Genomic DNA, 16,898 nt, shown 5'->3' with positions numbered 1-16,898 from the left:
AAAGAGAAAGAGAAAGAGAAAGAGAAAGAGAAAGAGAAAGAGAAAGAGAAAGAGAAAGAGAAAGAGAAAGAGAAAGAGAAAGAAAAACAAGCGGACGCTATTGCAAAAGAAAACAAGAAAGCAGATCAAAATACAGAAGTAACTCCAGCAAAACCAGCACAAGTAACGCAACCAGAACAAGTAACACAACCAGCACAAGCAACACAAGCAACACAAGCAACACAGCCAGCACAACCGGCACAGCCAGCAAAACCAGCACAACCGGCACAGTCAGCAAAACCAGCAAAACCAGCAAAACCAGCACAACCGGCAAAACCAGCACAACCGGCACAACCAGCACAACCAGCACAACCAGCGCAACCAGCACATAAACCGGCTGTTTCTCATGAGAAGCATGAGCAATCAAACCAAAAGGGTCAAACAGAAAAGAATGATCATCAAGACAACGGTAAAAAAGTCGGTCACGAAAAGCATGAAGAACAGCAAGAAGACAAGCACAAAGAAAAATAGTAAGAAAATGTGATAAAATGGTCACTTCTTTAGTGACCATTTTGCTATTTGAAGCAAAAGGAGGGAGGGGGATTACTAGTGTTGAGTTTAGTGATGAAAATCATAAAAAAACCGAAAATAGAAGATATCGTATGTAACATACAAAACAACAGAGGAGATAAGGAAGCTTTTATCGCACAGTATCGGCCTTTTATTCGAAAATCAATCTCGTCTGTCTGCCGCCGGTATATTACAGAGCAGGATGATGAATACAGCATTGGATTGTTTGCGTTTAATCAAGCAATTGAACAGTATTCATATAAAAAAGGAAAATCTTTTCTAGCGTTTGCTGAGCTTGTTATAAAAAGAGATGTAATTGACTATATACGCAAGGAGTCTAAGCATAATCTCGTCTTTTTAAAAGAAGACCAACAAGAGGAAATGGTAGAAATGCAGGTATCGCTTACGGAGTATATGAAAGAGATGGAAAACAGTAACCGTAAGGAGGAAATTCTTCATTTTCAAATTGTGCTAGCTGAGTTTAAAATCACATTTTCAGAGCTTGCTAAGGAATCTCCAAAGCATCGTGATACGCGTGAGCACTTAATAGAAATTGCAAAGATTATTATAAAAGAAGAGAAAATGATGGAAGAGCTGTTCCGAAAGAAAAGGTTACCGCTTAAACACATTGAACCGCGTGTTAGGGCAAGTCGGAAAACGTTGGAGCGGCATAGAAAATACATTATTGCAATGTGTATTATCTTTGCAAACAACTATACATATATTCTTGATTATATAAGAGGGGGGAAGCATGATGAATAAAGGGATTGTGATGGATATAAAAAAACATAGCGTAGTTGTTTTAACTCCAGATGGAGAGTTTATTACGTTTAAAAGAAAATCGCACTCTTATATGATTGGAGAGGAAATCTCGTTTAACGAACAAGAACAAAGAGTACCGCGTTTTTCAATCCCTTCTTTCTTAAAGCCTGCATCATTACTTGTTGCTTGTTTTCTATGTGTGTTTCTGTTTTTCTACAACCAGCCGGAAGAAAAAGCACTCGCTTATGTCTCAATTGATATTAATCCAAGTTTAGAGGCGGGCGTAACAAAGGACCTTCGTGTTATAGATTTGCGAGCTTGTAATGATGATGGAAAGCGCATTTTAAAAGAAATGAAACGATGGAAAAATGAACCTTTGCAAGATGTAGTACGTACCATTGTAAAGCAAAGTCAAGAGGATGGATACTTAACGAATGACAAGCAAGTTATGCTAACAGCTGTTACAAAGGAAAAGTCGCTAGAACCACAGTTGGAAAAGGCTATGCAAGGATTAAAGAAAGAGTATGAGACAAAACATGTTACAGTCGTATATCAAGTGAGTACGATGCAAGTGCGAGAGAATGCCAAGAAAGCAGGAGTCGGCACAGGCGTCTATATAAAGCAAGAGAATGAGAAGAAGAAATCGCTTACTCCTCCTGCACCGCCGTCTAATCAGGAGGAACACCCTCAGGAGATACATTCGCAACCAAAGTCATCATCCGATGCATCATCGGATTTGTCTCCTGTAAAAGAAGAAAGATATGAGAAGCAAGAGCAAATAGAACAAAAGCAATCCCAGGAACAGCAACCCCAGGAACAGCAACCCCAGCAATCAAAAGGAAATAATGGGCATCAGCAAGAAAACAACGGTAAAGAGTATAAACAAGAAAATAAAGAGTCTCAGCAAGAAAACAATGGTAAAGGGTATAAACAAGAAAATAAAGAGTCTCAGCAAGAAAACAACAGTAAAGGGTATAAACAAGAAAATAAAGAGTCTCAGCAAGAAAACAACGGTAAAGGATATAAACAAGAAAATAAAGAGTCTCAGCAAGAAAATAAAGGCAATATAAACGAAAACAACGGGCATAAAAAAGAGGACAAAAACGTTCCTGCCACGCAACATCAGGGGAAAGAAAAGAAAAATCCATAGAATATTTAAGAAGTATAGGGGACATTGTTTATCAAGACCTAAATGAAAAATTCCCAATAAGTAAAGGACAATACATATTTTATATAACCCAAAATATGATATTTTTATAAAAAAGTTTAATCAAAATTCACTTAGAATTCTTTACGTGAAGGGATAAAGCATCGCATCTTTTTTAGAAACGTCGCAACTTTCTTAAGAACTTCGCGTCTTTATTCAAAGCATCGTGATTTTATTTCAAAGCCAGAGTAAGAGTAGAAAAAATTGTAACGCTAGGGAATAATGAAGCTAAGTATTTTTATTTTTGGGACTTAGATGGAAATATGTTCGAAGCGGCTTGGTCGGTGTGGGATGAAACTGTATAAAGAATATTGATATGTGAGGGTTTTACTGCCCGCGAATAGCGAGATAAAATGAATGCGAGTATTTTTACATATGAATCTATGAAAAAGTTGATGAAATTGTCAGCTTTTTATTTTTGAAAAAAATTGTTTATCTATTTTTATAAAAAAATATTTTTTTGACCCCCATAAAATTTTTATTTCCTCCGAATATGTATAGTGAAGAAAGCAATTAGAATTGAAATCATTTCGTACAGCAACCTTGATTTTGAGAGGTATCGAAGCCATGCATATGATGAAAAAAGGGCAACTTCACCAAAGGGTGAAATCTGCCCAAAATGAGGTTGAAGTCATTCATAAGTTATTTGGATTAGTCGTTTGATCTCAAAGTTAACGGGAAATTACTGTTCTATATTCCTATTAAGCTATTTTCACACCAGAACCCTAGAAGGTCTATCTATTAAAATAGTTTGCGTTTGTACTTAGAATAAAAAGAAAAGGAGTATGTAAAAAAATAATGGAGAAAAAAATTCAACAAAAGACAGATAACTCAAAACCCGTTTTTTATGATCCTAAAGGAAGAAGAAAAATAGCTTTCAGTTGGTTTCTATGTATCTCAATAGTTAGCGTAAGTATTGTATTTTATTTTTTCTTTCGAAGTATTTTTTCAACACCAGAAATTCCAAATATGAATCCTTCTGTAAAGCAAGATACTAAACTTGTACCTATTAATCAAAAACTCAGCGACCAGCAGTTAAAGAAGGAAGAATTCAAATCTCCTAATACCGAAATAAAGAATAATGAAAATTCAGAAAAATCAACAGGCAATGGCGAACAACCTAAAGAAGTTTATGGTTTTTATGTAAACTGGGATGAAAATAGTACTGCTTCTTTAAAAGAAAATATCGATTCATTAACCATGTTAGTACCAGAATGGTATCACTTAAAAGCAGACTTAACAATTAGTAGTGAGATTAAGCCTGACATTGTAAAGTTAGCAAAAAAAAATCATGTGAAAATTATGCCTTTGCTTACTAACTATACGCAAGAAGCTTCTGGTCCTGATAGTAAACTTATTCATAAGTTACTGAATGATTCAGATGATGTACAGACAAAGTTTATTAATGATTTAGTAAAGCGAATTGAAGAGAATCAATTTGCAGGTATTAATATTGACTTTGAGTCAATACCTGAAGGCGATAGAGATAAATTAACAAATTTCATGAAAGAACTTACTACGGTCTTTCACAAACATCATTTGCTCGTAACGCAAGATGTCCCTGCTAATGATAAAGCCTTTGATTATGGTGCATTAGCCAAAGTAATAGATCGTATGATTGTAATGATGTATGATGAGCACTATGGAGCAGGGACACCAGGACCAATTGCTTCAAATAAATGGTTTGAACATACGCTCAATGATCTAAACATTCCCTCTGAGAAACTTATAGTTGCTTTCGGTAACTATGGATATGATTGGGAAGTAAATAGCAAAAAACCTGCGAAGTCTTTAACTTTCTCAGAAGTTATGACAATGGCTCATGATTCAAATATAAAAATTCAATGGGATAAGATTAGTGGAAACCCTTATTTTCGATATAAAAAAGGAGCGAAAGAACATACTGCTTGGTTCTTAGATGGTGTTACTCTTTATAATCAAGCAAAAATCGCAATGAACAACAATGCAAAGGGATTTGCATTATGGAGACTAGGAGCAGAAGATCCTACTGTATGGAAAGCTTTAAAAGATCCTATTGAGGTACAAAATAATCCTGATGCATTACATAAAATCGCTAGTTTAGATGAAGTAAATTATTCTGGGCAAGGCGAAATTTTACAGATTGAGAATGAAAGACAAAATGGATTGAGAGATTTTAAAGTAGGCAAAGAAGGTTATCTTACAGATGAAGTATATCAATCACTACCATCTTCATATCAAGTGAAACGCTATGGAAAACCAAAAGGAAAACAAGTAGTACTAACATTTGATGATGGACCAGATCCTAAATACACACCGGAAATTCTAGATATATTAAAAGAGCATAAAGTAAAAGCAGCCTTTTTTGTACTTGGTGAAAACGCCCAAATAAATCCTAATCTTGTTAAAAGAATATACGATGAAGGCCATGAAATTGGCAATCATACCTTCAAGCATCCTAACGTAGCTGATACGTCTTTACTACGAACAAAAGTAGAACTGAATACAACTCAGCGCCTGATTCAGGAAATAACTGGACACTCTACGGTTTTATTTAGGCCACCATATGAAGCGGATGCTGAGCTGGATTCACCAAATGAAATAGTACCTATTTTGCGTGCACAAAATATGAACTATACAATGGTGGCAGAAAAAGTTGATCCTGAGGACTGGGCGACGCCCTCAACAAATGAATTGGTAAAGCGTGCTCTTAATCCCATTTATAAGGGGGAGGGAAATGTTATTCTTCTCCATGATGCAGGAGGAAATCGTACTCATACGGTAGAGGCGCTGCCAATTATTATTAAAGATCTTAAAAAGCATGGATATAGTTTTGTAACAATTTCAGATTTAATGGATAAAGAACGAGATGAAGTAATGCCTCCCGTTTCTTCTGAGGGTAAGCAATATTTACTTTACAACAAAGCTGTTTTTTCAGGAGCGGGGTATTCTAAGCATATATTAACAACTATTTTTTATATTGCTATTGGATTAGGTATTTTCCGATTCCTATTTTTAATTTATTTTGCATTCAAGCAAAAAAGGAAAACAAGATCTCGTTTATTTACTAATTCGTCTTATCAACCTTTCGTTAGTGTTGTGATAGCAGCATATAATGAAGAGAAGGTTATAACCAAGACGATTCGCTCAATTTTGGATAGTGATTATAGAGAGTTTGAAGTTATTGTTGTTGATGACGGATCGAAAGATGGTACGTCAAAAGTAATTCAAGAAGCATTCCATAAACATCCTAAAGTTTGTTTAATTCAGAAAGAAAATGGTGGGAAATCATCCGCAATGAATTTAGGATTTCAAAAATCACGAGGAGAAATTATTGTCACTTTAGATGCGGATACTATTATTGCGCAAGACGCTATTTCTCTAATGATTAGACACTTTGAAGATCATAATGTAGCAGCAGTTTCAGGAAATGTCAAAGTGGGAAATAGACGGAATTTGTTAACTACTTGGCAACATGTTGAATACATTACAGGATTTAATTTAGAACGCAGAGCTTTTGATGAGTTGAATTGTATCACGGTAGTTCCTGGAGCTATTGGAGCATGGCGTAAAAAGAATGTAGTTGAATCTGGATATTTAAGCGAAGATACACTTGCAGAAGATACGGATCTTACTATAACATTTTTACGTCAAGGGCATCGAATTGTATATGAAGAAAAAGCATATGCTTATACGGAGTCGCCTGAAGATGTGAAAAGTCTCATTAAACAGCGATATCGTTGGTCGTATGGTACACTCCAATGTCTTTGGAAGCATCGAAAGGCATTGTTTAATCCAAAGCATAAAACATTAGGGTTTGTTGCATTACCTAATATGTGGTTGTTCCAATATGTCCTGCAGTTCATTGCTCCTTTAGCAGATATATTAATGATTATAGGGCTATTTGGTAGCAATCCGCTAAAAGTTTTGGGATTTTATCTTGTATTCTTTCTAATGGATCTTCTCGCTTCTCTTTTTGCATTTAAATTAGAGAAAGAGAATCCTAAACCATTAGCATGGTTAATTTTACAACGCTTTATTTATCGTCAATTTATGACTTATGTTGTAATTAAATCTGTATTTTCATCTATTCGTGGGGTTGCGGTAGGATGGAATAAATTGAAGAGAATGGGAAGTGTTAAGCACTCCTCTGAACATAATGAGGCATCATAAGAGAGCAGATAATCTGCTCTCTTTTTTTACTAGTAGCTTCTTATTTTGAATAACAATAGTTATGAATGATGTGGAACGAAAAATGCAAGTGGTAGAAAAAGAGAGAAATGGAAAATATGCTTTCTTGAATGATCCTAAGGTAATATGCCATTTTGTACACTTACAAAAAGATATAGATAAGAAGAAAAAATAGAAAAGAGGATACAGATGAATTCTTTAATTTACTCATTTTATTTTCCCTAATCTATTTGATTGTTGAGAATATAAAAACAGAAAGTGTAGCTTCTTTAGCTAAACTTTCTGTTTTTTCTTTTAGAATACACAATCATTCATTTAAATTCCCGAAGAAGAAATTCGTTTTTTTGTTTTTGGTAAGATAATAAATTTGATGAAAAATATGCTGACTATAACAGTTGAAAGAACAGGCAAAAAATCCTGTAGTGCAGCAAATAAAATAATGGAAAATAACGCTAGCTGAACGATTGCTAATGAAAATATAAGAGTGAGAAATTGACGTACTCTTTCTTTAAATGAAATCGGATATAATGCTACAATAGTATTTCCCGAAAAATATTTCCATAAGGAACGCAATTGCATAGCAGTCATATATAAGAGACAGCAAGTGATAGCGCCTTTTACAAATACATTTGGTACGAAATATAAAATGAAAGAACCGATAATAGTCAATCTCATATATATACCAAAATAATCATTCGCACGTAAGAATGATAAAGTGTTCAAATATAAAAAAGTAGATTGTTTTTTATGTAATATAGGTTCTAGCCAACTTGTTAGCCATTTTCTTTGTTTTACTTGTTTTTTCAGCTGCGGGACATCGGTGAAAAAGTTTGCAAATTGGTAAAAGCGCATGTCCATTTTTTCTTCTTGCTCAATTATATATTCCCATCCAATTCGTTTTGTTGGTTGTTTTGTTGTATAAACAAGTAGGAAGACAAGAAGTAATAGCATCGCACCTAATAGAACAACTGATACGGACTGAAAGAGCATATAAAGAATAAGTGCATTACAAGTGAAGCGAATAATAAACCAGATTTGGCTGTTATATTGATCACGCCATATCCAATTGATATATAGGTTCCAACCTTTTATTAACATTAAAATGAAAAAGATCGTACATAAGAATGGAACGGTTGTCTGTAATGTTTGCATTGCTAGCGGTGTAATGATTAGAAACGTAAATAGCAATGGAAAAAGTTGAATGACATAATTGTATAGAAGAGACTGTTTGAAATAAGATGTTAATTTCTCTTCGAGTGCCAGTAAATAGACAGCGTCAGGCTTCTGGATAAAAGTACGAATCGGGCATCTCGTTATCATGATGGTAAGCAGAGATATAATGATGATTAATGAAATGCCTTTAGAAGGAGATGTTTTAAGAAACTTGGCGTAATAATACGCACCAATGCATGAGACGAAGATAAAACTGTATAGTAGACCGCTAATCATGCGTGCAAAGTACATGATGACGTTTTGAATATGCTTTTGGAAACGAGTGCTCCATAGTGTTTCGATTGACATGTTTTTTCACCTCTGTCTTCTATTATATAGGTTTCTTTCTTATACAAAAATAAAAACGAGCAAATTGCTTTAAGCAATTTGCTCGTTTTTATTTTCTTCATTTTTTTTCTTATCGCGATTCATTAATGGATAAAATGCAAAGCCAATTACAAATAAGCCGATTCCAAGAAGGAATGTTTTTATATCTGAGGATCCAGTTTTAATGACCCACAGTGCATAGCAAAGTGCAATGACTGCGATAATACCATCCATAATCCTTGAACCGGGTTCGTTTTTATACGTTTCACCAGTTGCAACGAGTTTTAATTGGAAGATTGGTGAAACGAGATAAGGGATTAAGTAAGCTAAGGTTGAGACAGTAATAACGAATGTATAGGCCTCAGCAATGGTCCCTGATAACGTTGAGAAAAGGAAGACTTGCGACATAATATTTGTCAGTCTTAGTGAATAAATTGGACTTCCTTTTTTGTTTGTTTTTGCAAAGAAGGAAGGGAAGAATCCTTCTTTCGCCGCCTGATAAGGTACTTCTGAGCTTAATAAAATCCAGCCTAAGATAGAGCCGAATAGGGAAGTAAGAGCAAGTAGTGCCATCAATTTCCCACCGCCGTGGCCCATTGCAGCATTTAATGCATCGGCTAATGGACGTTCAGAAGTTTGAAGTTTATCAATGTGCAGAACACCCATTGTTAAAATGGTAATTCCTAAATAAATGGCAACTGTTAGTAATAAGCCAGCTACAGTTGCATGCTTTACTGTTTTTGGCGATTTCGCACGGTTTGATAAAAGAACAGCTGATTCAATACCGATAAATGCCCAAAGTGTTGTAAGAGCGGCTAAATTCACTTGTGAAAGTAGTCCATGTGACACGCCTTCTTTATCAATCACTGGTGTGTACCATTGTCCAAATTTAGAAGCTTGAAATGCAAACAAAGTAACAACGATAAATAGAAGGAATCCAGTTACCTTTGTTGTTGTTGCTAGGAAGTTTAATTTCCCGGCTCCGTTTACACCGTTTGTTAAAATCATATGTGTTCCCCATAGTAAGCATGAACAGATGCAAAATGTAATCAGTTTTCCAACTTCCACATCGAAAGAGCCGATTGAAAATAAGATACGTGTATCTTTCATAATCGGGAAGAAGAGTGATAAATAACCTGCAAAAGATGTAATAATAGCAACATTACTTGCCCAGTTTGCGACCCAGTAGCCCCAAACTATGCTGAAACCAGCCATTTTTTTCTTTTTTGGTGATGAGAATAAAGCATATGCATGACTTTGTGGTCCTGTTGTTAAGTCAGGACGACGAATTGCCAAATTACCGAAAACAAGAGCTAGCATTAAAACACCAAACCCTGTTGTTAACCAAGCTAATGTAACACCGAGTGGGCTTGCTGTTTGTGCTAACGTACTTGGCACCATGAAAATACCAGCGCCAACCATGTTACCGACAACGAATGCTGTCAGTACCCAAAAACCCCATTTTTTTTGTTGCATAAAAAATACCTCCAAAGTTAGTATAACCAAGTCAAGCGAGGAGATATGTATGTCTTCCAAAAAGGGAAGAAAGGTAAGCTTCATACAAAACAAAAAAAGCACGTGTAATTGTCGCTACGTGCTTTCTATCTTATAGGAAACCCACGACATACCTCTCGATAGCTCTCCACAAACAAATTGTTTGTGACAGTTCTGCACTTATTAAATAGCAGACCCAGCAAGAATGCACAGTGGGCATTTCTTACTTCGGCAACCATTCCTTTCCCATTCATTCATCGATGCCACTACATCTCCTGAAATGATACTCTTAATGACTGCAACCTCTACCTCACCGAGATACGAATGAGGATTTATGTATTAAATTAACATAATCAAGGGTAACAAATGAATTTTTATACGTCAATGGATATAGTAATAATCAGACTATAGTGAACAATTTGTCATTAAAAGAAGAGGGATTTTTTAGAAATAGGCTCTGTTAATCTGTGTGTTAAACTAATGAAGCAAATATTTTTGATATTTTGTTTCACTTGAGTCTAGAAAAACAACATAATTATTCTGTAAGGTTATTTGAGAATGTAATGGATTGGTTAATGAGAGAAGAGAAAGCGGGCTCATTGTAGCTCTTTTTTCTGTGCTGAAATATTACCATATAACAGAGCCTAGGAATAAAAAAAGAAGCTAAGTCTACAACCGTAGATTAGCTTCTAACACGAAATATTATACTAAGTTTAATACAGTTACTTTTTCACGTGTCATAGACTCAAGGCTCTTACGAATACCTTGTGCTCCCATACCAGAACCCTTCACACCGATGAATGGGAAGTGGTCAGGACCACGCTCTGTACGTCCGTTAATTTGAACGGAGCCAGTATCGATTTTGTTTGCAATTGCAAATGCTTTATTAATGTCTTTTGTGAAGACACTTGCTTGTAAGCCGAAATCTGATTTGTTCGCAATTTCAATTGCTTGTTCATCAGAAGAAACACGGATGATTGGAAGGATTGGGCCGAATGGCTCTTCCCAAGCAACTTTCATATCTTCTGTTACATTGTCAATTAATGTTGGGTAGATTAAGTTGCGCTCGCGTTTGTTACCAATTACGATTGTAGCGCCTTTTTCTACTGCATCGTCAACTAATCCTTGAACGAAATCAGCAGATTTATCGTCGATTAATGGCACGATTGTACAGTCTTGTTCTGGAGAACCAACAGTTAATTCAGCCACTTGATCTTTTAATAAGCTAACAAGCTCGTCCGCTACATTTTCATGTACAAGCACGCGCTTGATTGCAGTACAGCGTTGACCTGAGTATGAGAATGCGCCACTAACGATATGTTTTGCTGCTTCCCCTAGGTCAGCATCTTCACGTACGATACCAGGGTCTTTACCGCCAAGTTCTAATACAAGCGGAATCATAGCAGCTTTTTTCGCTAAGTGAGCACCTGTGTTTGTACCACCTGTGAACGATACCATATTTACGCCAGGATGTTCTACTAAGTAGTCGCCGATAACAGAACCGCGTCCTGTTGCTACGTTTACAAGTCCTTTTGGAAGACCTGCTTTATGAAGAGCTTCAACCATTTTAATACCGCTAATTGCGCCTTGTGTTGCTGGTTTAAAGATAACAGCGTTCCCCATAATAAGAGCTGGTGCAAGTTTTGCAGCAGATAAGTTTACAGGGTAGTTAAATGGTGCGATTGCTAAAATAACACCACGTGGTGCACGTTGAATGATTGCAAGCTTGGATTTAGATCCACCAGGGAAGCTATCGCCCATCATGCTTTCGCCATGCATGTGTAATGCTTCATCTACAGTATAACGAATTAAATCAGCTGTACGAACAACTTCTTTTTTCGCATCTTTATAACCTTTACCGACTTCTTTCATTACGATATCGGCAATTTCATCTTGCATATTTACGAGCTCATCAGCCCATTTATATAAATATTTTGCACGATCTTGAAGAGAAGCTTCAGCCCATTCTTTTTGAGCTTGTTGTGCTGATTTAATTGCTTCGTCAACTTCTTCACGAGTAATTGCTTGTACTTTACCAATTACTTCGTGTAAGTATGGTGATGGAATATCAATTGTTTGCCCAGAAGAGCTTTCTCTCCATTCACCGTTTAAATAAAATTTGTACGTATTGCTAGTTGTCATGATTTGTCCTCCTAAAATAGCAACTTGTAAGAGTGAGTATATGGTGATTGTAGGGGGTTTGAGAACATTTTTCAAACAAAATGTTTATGGAAACGATTTCTTATGTGATTTTTATTTTGTATGCCCTTTCTTAAAGGGGTTTACCTTATTTGTAAGTGAAATATAGGATTATCTATAATAATATCGATAGATAATTTTTTCGAGTATCGAAGTGGTATTGTACATCTTTTATTTTTGGTGATAAAAGTTTATTTTGTAAAATAATGAAAAAAACAATTGACAGAAAAGTTGATAAAGTTATAAAATTAAAAATGGAAAATAAATGAAGGGGGTGCGCGTAATGATTGTAATGGTAAATATGACTGGCTTAGTTGGATTACATGGTGGGAAACATTCATATCATTACGCAACCCGTACGGAAAGATAGTGCTTTTTTGTTTTTTCAAAAAGCGTACGTTGCGTATTTCGTAACGTACGCTTTTATGCGTTTTTGCGCATATCGTCAAGCGGCGGTATGCGTTTTTTTGTCTCTATTTTGGTTGTTTCCATACTTTGTATGGTTTCGATAAAGTGAAACTTCCATTCGTAAGGGGGATTTATCTCCCACGGATGGTTAGTTGAACCAATCGGGCATTAACGGGCAGTTATCCCCTTATCTATCGTGCTCATTTCTTGCTGAATCTTGAGGTGGGGATTTTACTGCCCGCAAATAGCGGGGTAGAAAAATATGGAAGGTGAGAAGTTATGGTGAAACAGTACAATTGGTACGGTGTAAAAGCAGGGGCTTTTGATAGTGGATAACAGAAATAGACTGAAACAAAATCGAGAAGGGAGAGATTTCATTGTTTTCAGTATTACAAAAGTTAACATGGTTTTTTAAAGAACATTGGAAGAGGTATAGCATAGCAATTGGAGTGCTTCTAATTGTAAATGTAATAGAGGTAATTCCTCCGAAAGTAATTGGATTAACAATTGATCATATAAAAGTAGGTTCTTTAACAAACGAAGTGATTATACAGTATGTTTGGATTTTATTTGGGGCGGCAGTTGGTGGGTATGTACTCACCTACGTATGGCAGCACCAATTATTTGGCGGTGCATTCGTGCTTGAAAAAACGATGCGTTCAAAATTTATGGGGCACTTGTTGAAAATGACGCCGACCTTTTATCACAAAAATCGTACTGGTGATTTAATGGCGAGAGCGACAAATGATTTAAAGGCGATTGCTATGACTGCTGGTTTTGGGATTTTGACACTTGTTGATTCTAGTTTATATATGCTCACAATTGTTTTTATGATGGGATTTTCAATCAGTTGGCAACTTACAATTGCGGCACTTCTTCCCTTGCCGATTATGGCATATGCGATGAATATATATGGGAAGAAGTTACATGAACGCTTTACGATTGCTCAAGATGCTTTTGGAGATATGAATGATAAAGTACTTGAATCGATTGCAGGCGTGCGTGTTATCCGTGCATATGTACAGGAAAAAGCTGATGAGCAAAGATTTCATCAATTAGGAACAGATGTATATGAAAAAAATATGAAAGTAGCAAGAATTGATGCACTGTTTCAGCCGACGGTTAAGATGCTAGTTGGTCTTAGTTATTTAATTGGCCTTGTATATGGAGCGTTTTTAGTGTTCCAATCGAAGGTTACTCTTGGTGAACTTGTGTCTTTTAACGTTTATCTTGGGATGATGATTTGGCCAATGTTTGCGATTGGTGAATTAATAAATGTCATGCAGCGCGGAAATGCTTCGCTAGATCGTGTCAATGAAACGTTAGCGTATGAGCCTGACGTGAAGAACGTGAAAAAGCCGACGCGTGTACACGAGCCAGAGTATATCGACTTTGATAAAGTTTCCTTTTCGTATCCTGCTTCACCTGAGCTTAATTTGAAAAATGTTTCTTTTTCATTAAAGCAAGGGGAAACGCTTGGTATTGTTGGGAAAACAGGGAGTGGTAAAACGACTCTTGTTCGCCAGCTCCTTCGTCAATATCCACTTGGAGAAGGGGATATTACGGTGTCGAATGTTGCGCTTGATGAAATTTCAACCGAAAACGTACGAAGTTGGATTGGATATGTACCGCAAGAGCATATTCTATTTTCAAAAACAGCACGAGAAAATATTTTATTTGGGAACAGAGAAGCAAATGAGGAGGAGCTTCAAAAAGCAATTGAAATTGCAGCATTTAAAAAAGATCTGGAGTTTCTTCCAGAAGGATTAGAGACGCTTGTTGGAGAAAAAGGTGTTTCTCTATCTGGTGGACAAAAACAACGGATTTCGATTGCGCGAGCTGTGATTCAAAATCCGGAAATTTTAATTTTAGATGATTCATTATCGGCTGTGGATGCTCGAACAGAAGCAGCGATTATTGAAAATATACGGAGAGAAAGAAGCGGAAAAACAACAATTATAACAACGCACCGCCTGTCAGCTGTGCAGCATGCTGATTGGATTCTCGTTATGGATAATGGTGAAATTATCGAAGAGGGAACACATGATAGGCTCGTTTTGAATGGTGACTGGTATGCGGAGCAGTTTGAAAGACAGCAGGGCGAAAACGTAGAGGGTGAGGTGAAAATATGAGTGTTGGAAAACGGTTATTTCAATACGCTATGAAAGTAAAGGGAACCATTTTTGTGGCACTTGCAATGTTATTTATTTTCGTTATTGCAGAGCTTGCAGGCCCATTTGTAGCAAAGACAATGATTGATGATCATATTGTCGGTATTGAGAAACCATGGCATGAAACAGTGCAAGGGGACGATGCCGTACTTTATAACGGAGCTTGGTATAAGCGAAGCGACCGCTTTGAACAAGGTGAACAAAAAGGAAAAGAAGTTCGTATTATACAAGTTGGTTTCACTTATTATTTTGTACCTAATAAGGTTGCAGCAGAGGGAACACATTCTGTAAAGGGAGATATTATTACAGTTCAAAGTGGAAAAGCAACGCAAGTGTATAAAGCAAAAATGTTAACAAACAAAGAAGTGTATTCGTTTTATGAACCTGAGATGAAACGATTACTTTTACTTGGCGGAGGATATTTTGCACTATTGTTAGTTGTATCTTTATTTGCATATGGTAAACAGTTTTTCTTACAGAAAGCATCTAATAAAATCATTCAAATTATGCGTGAAGATGTCTTTTCTCATATTCAAACATTACCGATTCGTTATTTCGACCATTTACCAGCAGGGAAAATTGTATCGCGTGTAACGAATGATACGGAGGCCATTCGGGAGTTATATGTAACAGTTTTAGCGACATTTGTTTCTAGTTTTATTTATATTATCGGAATCTTTATTGCTTTATTTTTACTTGATATGAAATTAGCGCTGTTATGTTTAATTATCGTACCAATTTTAATTGTTTGGGCTGTTGTATATAGAAAATATGCCTCTGTGTACAATCATAAGATGCGCTCTCGGTTATCAGATATTAATGGAACAGTGAATGAATCCATCCAAGGAATGCCTATCATCCAGGCATTTCGTCAAGAACGTGCAATAAAGAAAGAATTTGAAGAATTAAATGAAGATTACTTTAAGTACCAAAATAAAATTTTAAATTTAAATGCAGCGACATCGCATAATTTAGTGGGTGTCTTACGCAACATTGCTTTTACAGCGGTTATTTGGTATTTTGGCGGTGCCTCTTTGAGCGCTGCTGGGATTATCTCTTTAGGGATACTGTATGCATTTGTCGATTATTTAACAAGGCTCTTCTCACCAATTACAAATATGGTAAACCAGCTTGCGAATTTAGAGCAAGCGCGCGTTGCATCGGAACGTGTATTTGAACTGCTGGATGAAAAGGGCGAAGTAGTGGAAGAGGAACGTATACCACGTCTTAATGGAAATGTTCGATTTGATGATGTTTCATTTTCTTATAATGGGAAAGATGAAGTGTTAAAAAATATTTCTTTCGAGGCAAAAAAAGGAGAGACGGTGGCCCTTGTTGGTCATACGGGATCTGGGAAAAGTTCTATTATGAATGTACTCTTCCAATTCTATGAGTTTCAAAAAGGAAAACTTACAATCGATGGGCATGACGTAAAAAATATACCAAAGCAAGCACTCCGCGAGCACATGGGAATTGTATTACAAGATCCATTTTTATTTAGTGGTACAGTTGCGTCGAATGTAAGTTTAGAACATCCAAAGATTTCAAAGGCTCGAATTGTAAAAGCACTGCATGATGTAGGGGCAGAACGATTTGCTAACAATATAGAAGAAGAAATTACGGAAAAAGGAAGTACCCTATCGACTGGAGAGCGCCAACTTATATCTTTTGCACGTGCGTTAGCATTCGATCCTGCCATTTTAGTGTTAGATGAAGCGACTTCAAGTATTGATACAGAGACTGAGGCGATGATTCAAGGGGCACTAGAAGTTGTAAAGAAAGGAAGAACAACATTTATTATTGCACATCGCCTTTCCACAATTAAGAGTGCAGATCAAATCATTGTGCTCGATCGAGGGACTATTCTTGAAAAAGGGTCACATGAAGAATTAATGCAGAAAAAGGGTCGTTATTATGAAATGTATAAAACGCAAATAGAAGGAAGTCAAAGTGCGTAATTTTCACGAAATGTTCAGAAAACTTTAAAGCGATGTTTACAAATGCTCCCATCCCTTTCCTTATCCATGTGATATGTTGGAAGCAAGGGGGAGATAGAGATGGAAGAATTATCAGTTACATTTAACATTGCTTTCTTTTTATTATTGTGCGGAATGATCGGGTATTGTGTATTAGATTCTTAAAGGCAAGCTCTTTTAAGAGTGTTGAGAAACAGGGGCAGCTGCCTCTGTTTTTGTCGTTGTTTGTCAAAATGATAACCCCATAGTTAGTAAAATGATTGTTGAGAGCAGTTAACCTCTGATAAACTTAATTTATCAGAATTTTCCGGACTGATGATTGTTTGATGTTTCGTTAAAGCATAGGATTGAGGAATAAGCATAAGAAAATTTCACTAAGTAATAACCGGATTTAGCAGAAGACTAACTATTAAATGGGGATTA

9 protein-coding genes, 1 pseudogene and 1 riboswitch are annotated in these 16,898 nt (G+C 36.2%); of the genes and pseudogenes, 7 read left to right on the top strand and 3 right to left on the bottom strand.

The genetic code is table 11. The features are described from left to right. From JDS96_RS17640 to JDS96_RS17620, 5 genes and pseudogenes are all read left to right on the top strand, one after another. A partial coding sequence (locus JDS96_RS17640; RefSeq protein WP_199667597.1) for a hypothetical protein occupies positions 1-510 on the top strand: 510 nt, incomplete at its 5' end. 78 nt (positions 511-588) lie between these two features. Further along, the gene (sigI, locus tag JDS96_RS17635; protein ID WP_199667596.1) at positions 589-1,311 is read left to right on the top strand and encodes an RNA polymerase sigma factor SigI; all 723 of its coding nucleotides are present in this window, start codon (positions 589-591) and stop codon (positions 1,309-1,311) included. Further along, positions 1,304-2,461: an anti-sigma factor domain-containing protein gene (locus JDS96_RS17630; RefSeq protein WP_199667595.1), complete on the top strand. Its 1,158-nt coding sequence runs from the start codon at positions 1,304-1,306 to the stop codon at positions 2,459-2,461. The genes sigI and JDS96_RS17630 overlap by 8 nt, the downstream gene beginning before the upstream one ends. Before the next feature lie 561 nt (positions 2,462-3,022). Then, positions 3,023-3,181 (top strand): annotated as a pseudogene (locus JDS96_RS17625) (IS6 family transposase); the annotation flags it as partial. A gap of 135 nt (positions 3,182-3,316) precedes the next feature. Next, positions 3,317-6,670: a trifunctional glycoside hydrolase family 18/polysaccharide deacetylase/glycosyltransferase family 2 protein gene (locus tag JDS96_RS17620; protein WP_199667594.1), complete on the top strand. Its 3,354-nt coding sequence runs from the start codon at positions 3,317-3,319 to the stop codon at positions 6,668-6,670. A 333-nt stretch (positions 6,671-7,003) separates the two neighbouring features. On the opposite strand, the gene JDS96_RS17615 is transcribed toward JDS96_RS17620, so the two are convergent. The 3 genes from JDS96_RS17615 to JDS96_RS17605 form a co-directional block, all read right to left on the bottom strand. Next, positions 7,004-8,209 carry an ABC transporter permease gene (locus JDS96_RS17615; protein ID WP_199667593.1) on the bottom strand — a complete coding sequence of 402 codons (1,206 nt, stop codon included), beginning with the start codon at positions 8,207-8,209 and terminating at the stop codon, positions 7,004-7,006. Positions 8,210-8,278: 69 nt separating this feature from the next. Continuing rightward, positions 8,279-9,703: an amino acid permease gene (locus JDS96_RS17610; RefSeq protein WP_006093664.1), complete on the bottom strand. Its 1,425-nt coding sequence runs from the start codon at positions 9,701-9,703 to the stop codon at positions 8,279-8,281. Between the two features lie 151 nt (positions 9,704-9,854). Then, positions 9,855-10,037, bottom strand: a riboswitch (Lysine riboswitch). Positions 10,038-10,423: 386 nt separating this feature from the next. After that, positions 10,424-11,863 carry an NADP-dependent glyceraldehyde-3-phosphate dehydrogenase gene (locus JDS96_RS17605; protein WP_097786660.1) on the bottom strand — a complete coding sequence of 480 codons (1,440 nt, stop codon included), beginning with the start codon at positions 11,861-11,863 and terminating at the stop codon, positions 10,424-10,426. An 842-nt stretch (positions 11,864-12,705) separates the two neighbouring features. On the opposite strand from JDS96_RS17605, the gene JDS96_RS17600 reads away from it, so the two are divergent. Together JDS96_RS17600 and JDS96_RS17595 are read left to right on the top strand one after the other, a co-directional pair. Beyond that, positions 12,706-14,460 (top strand): ABC transporter ATP-binding protein, encoded by a 1,755-nt coding sequence (locus JDS96_RS17600; RefSeq protein WP_033795917.1) that lies wholly within the window; start codon positions 12,706-12,708, stop codon positions 14,458-14,460. Next, positions 14,457-16,457 carry an ABC transporter ATP-binding protein gene (locus JDS96_RS17595; RefSeq protein ID WP_199667592.1) on the top strand — a complete coding sequence of 667 codons (2,001 nt, stop codon included), beginning with the start codon at positions 14,457-14,459 and terminating at the stop codon, positions 16,455-16,457. The genes JDS96_RS17600 and JDS96_RS17595 overlap by 4 nt, the downstream gene beginning before the upstream one ends. Positions 16,458-16,898: the final 441 nt, after the last annotated feature.

It is taken from the genome of Bacillus cereus group sp. N21, assembly GCF_016483395.1.
Taxonomy (GTDB): domain Bacteria; phylum Bacillota; class Bacilli; order Bacillales; family Bacillaceae_G; genus Bacillus_A; species Bacillus_A pseudomycoides.
The sequence above is the reverse complement of the archived record's forward strand: the minus strand, read 5'-3'. Positions and strand labels throughout refer to the sequence as shown.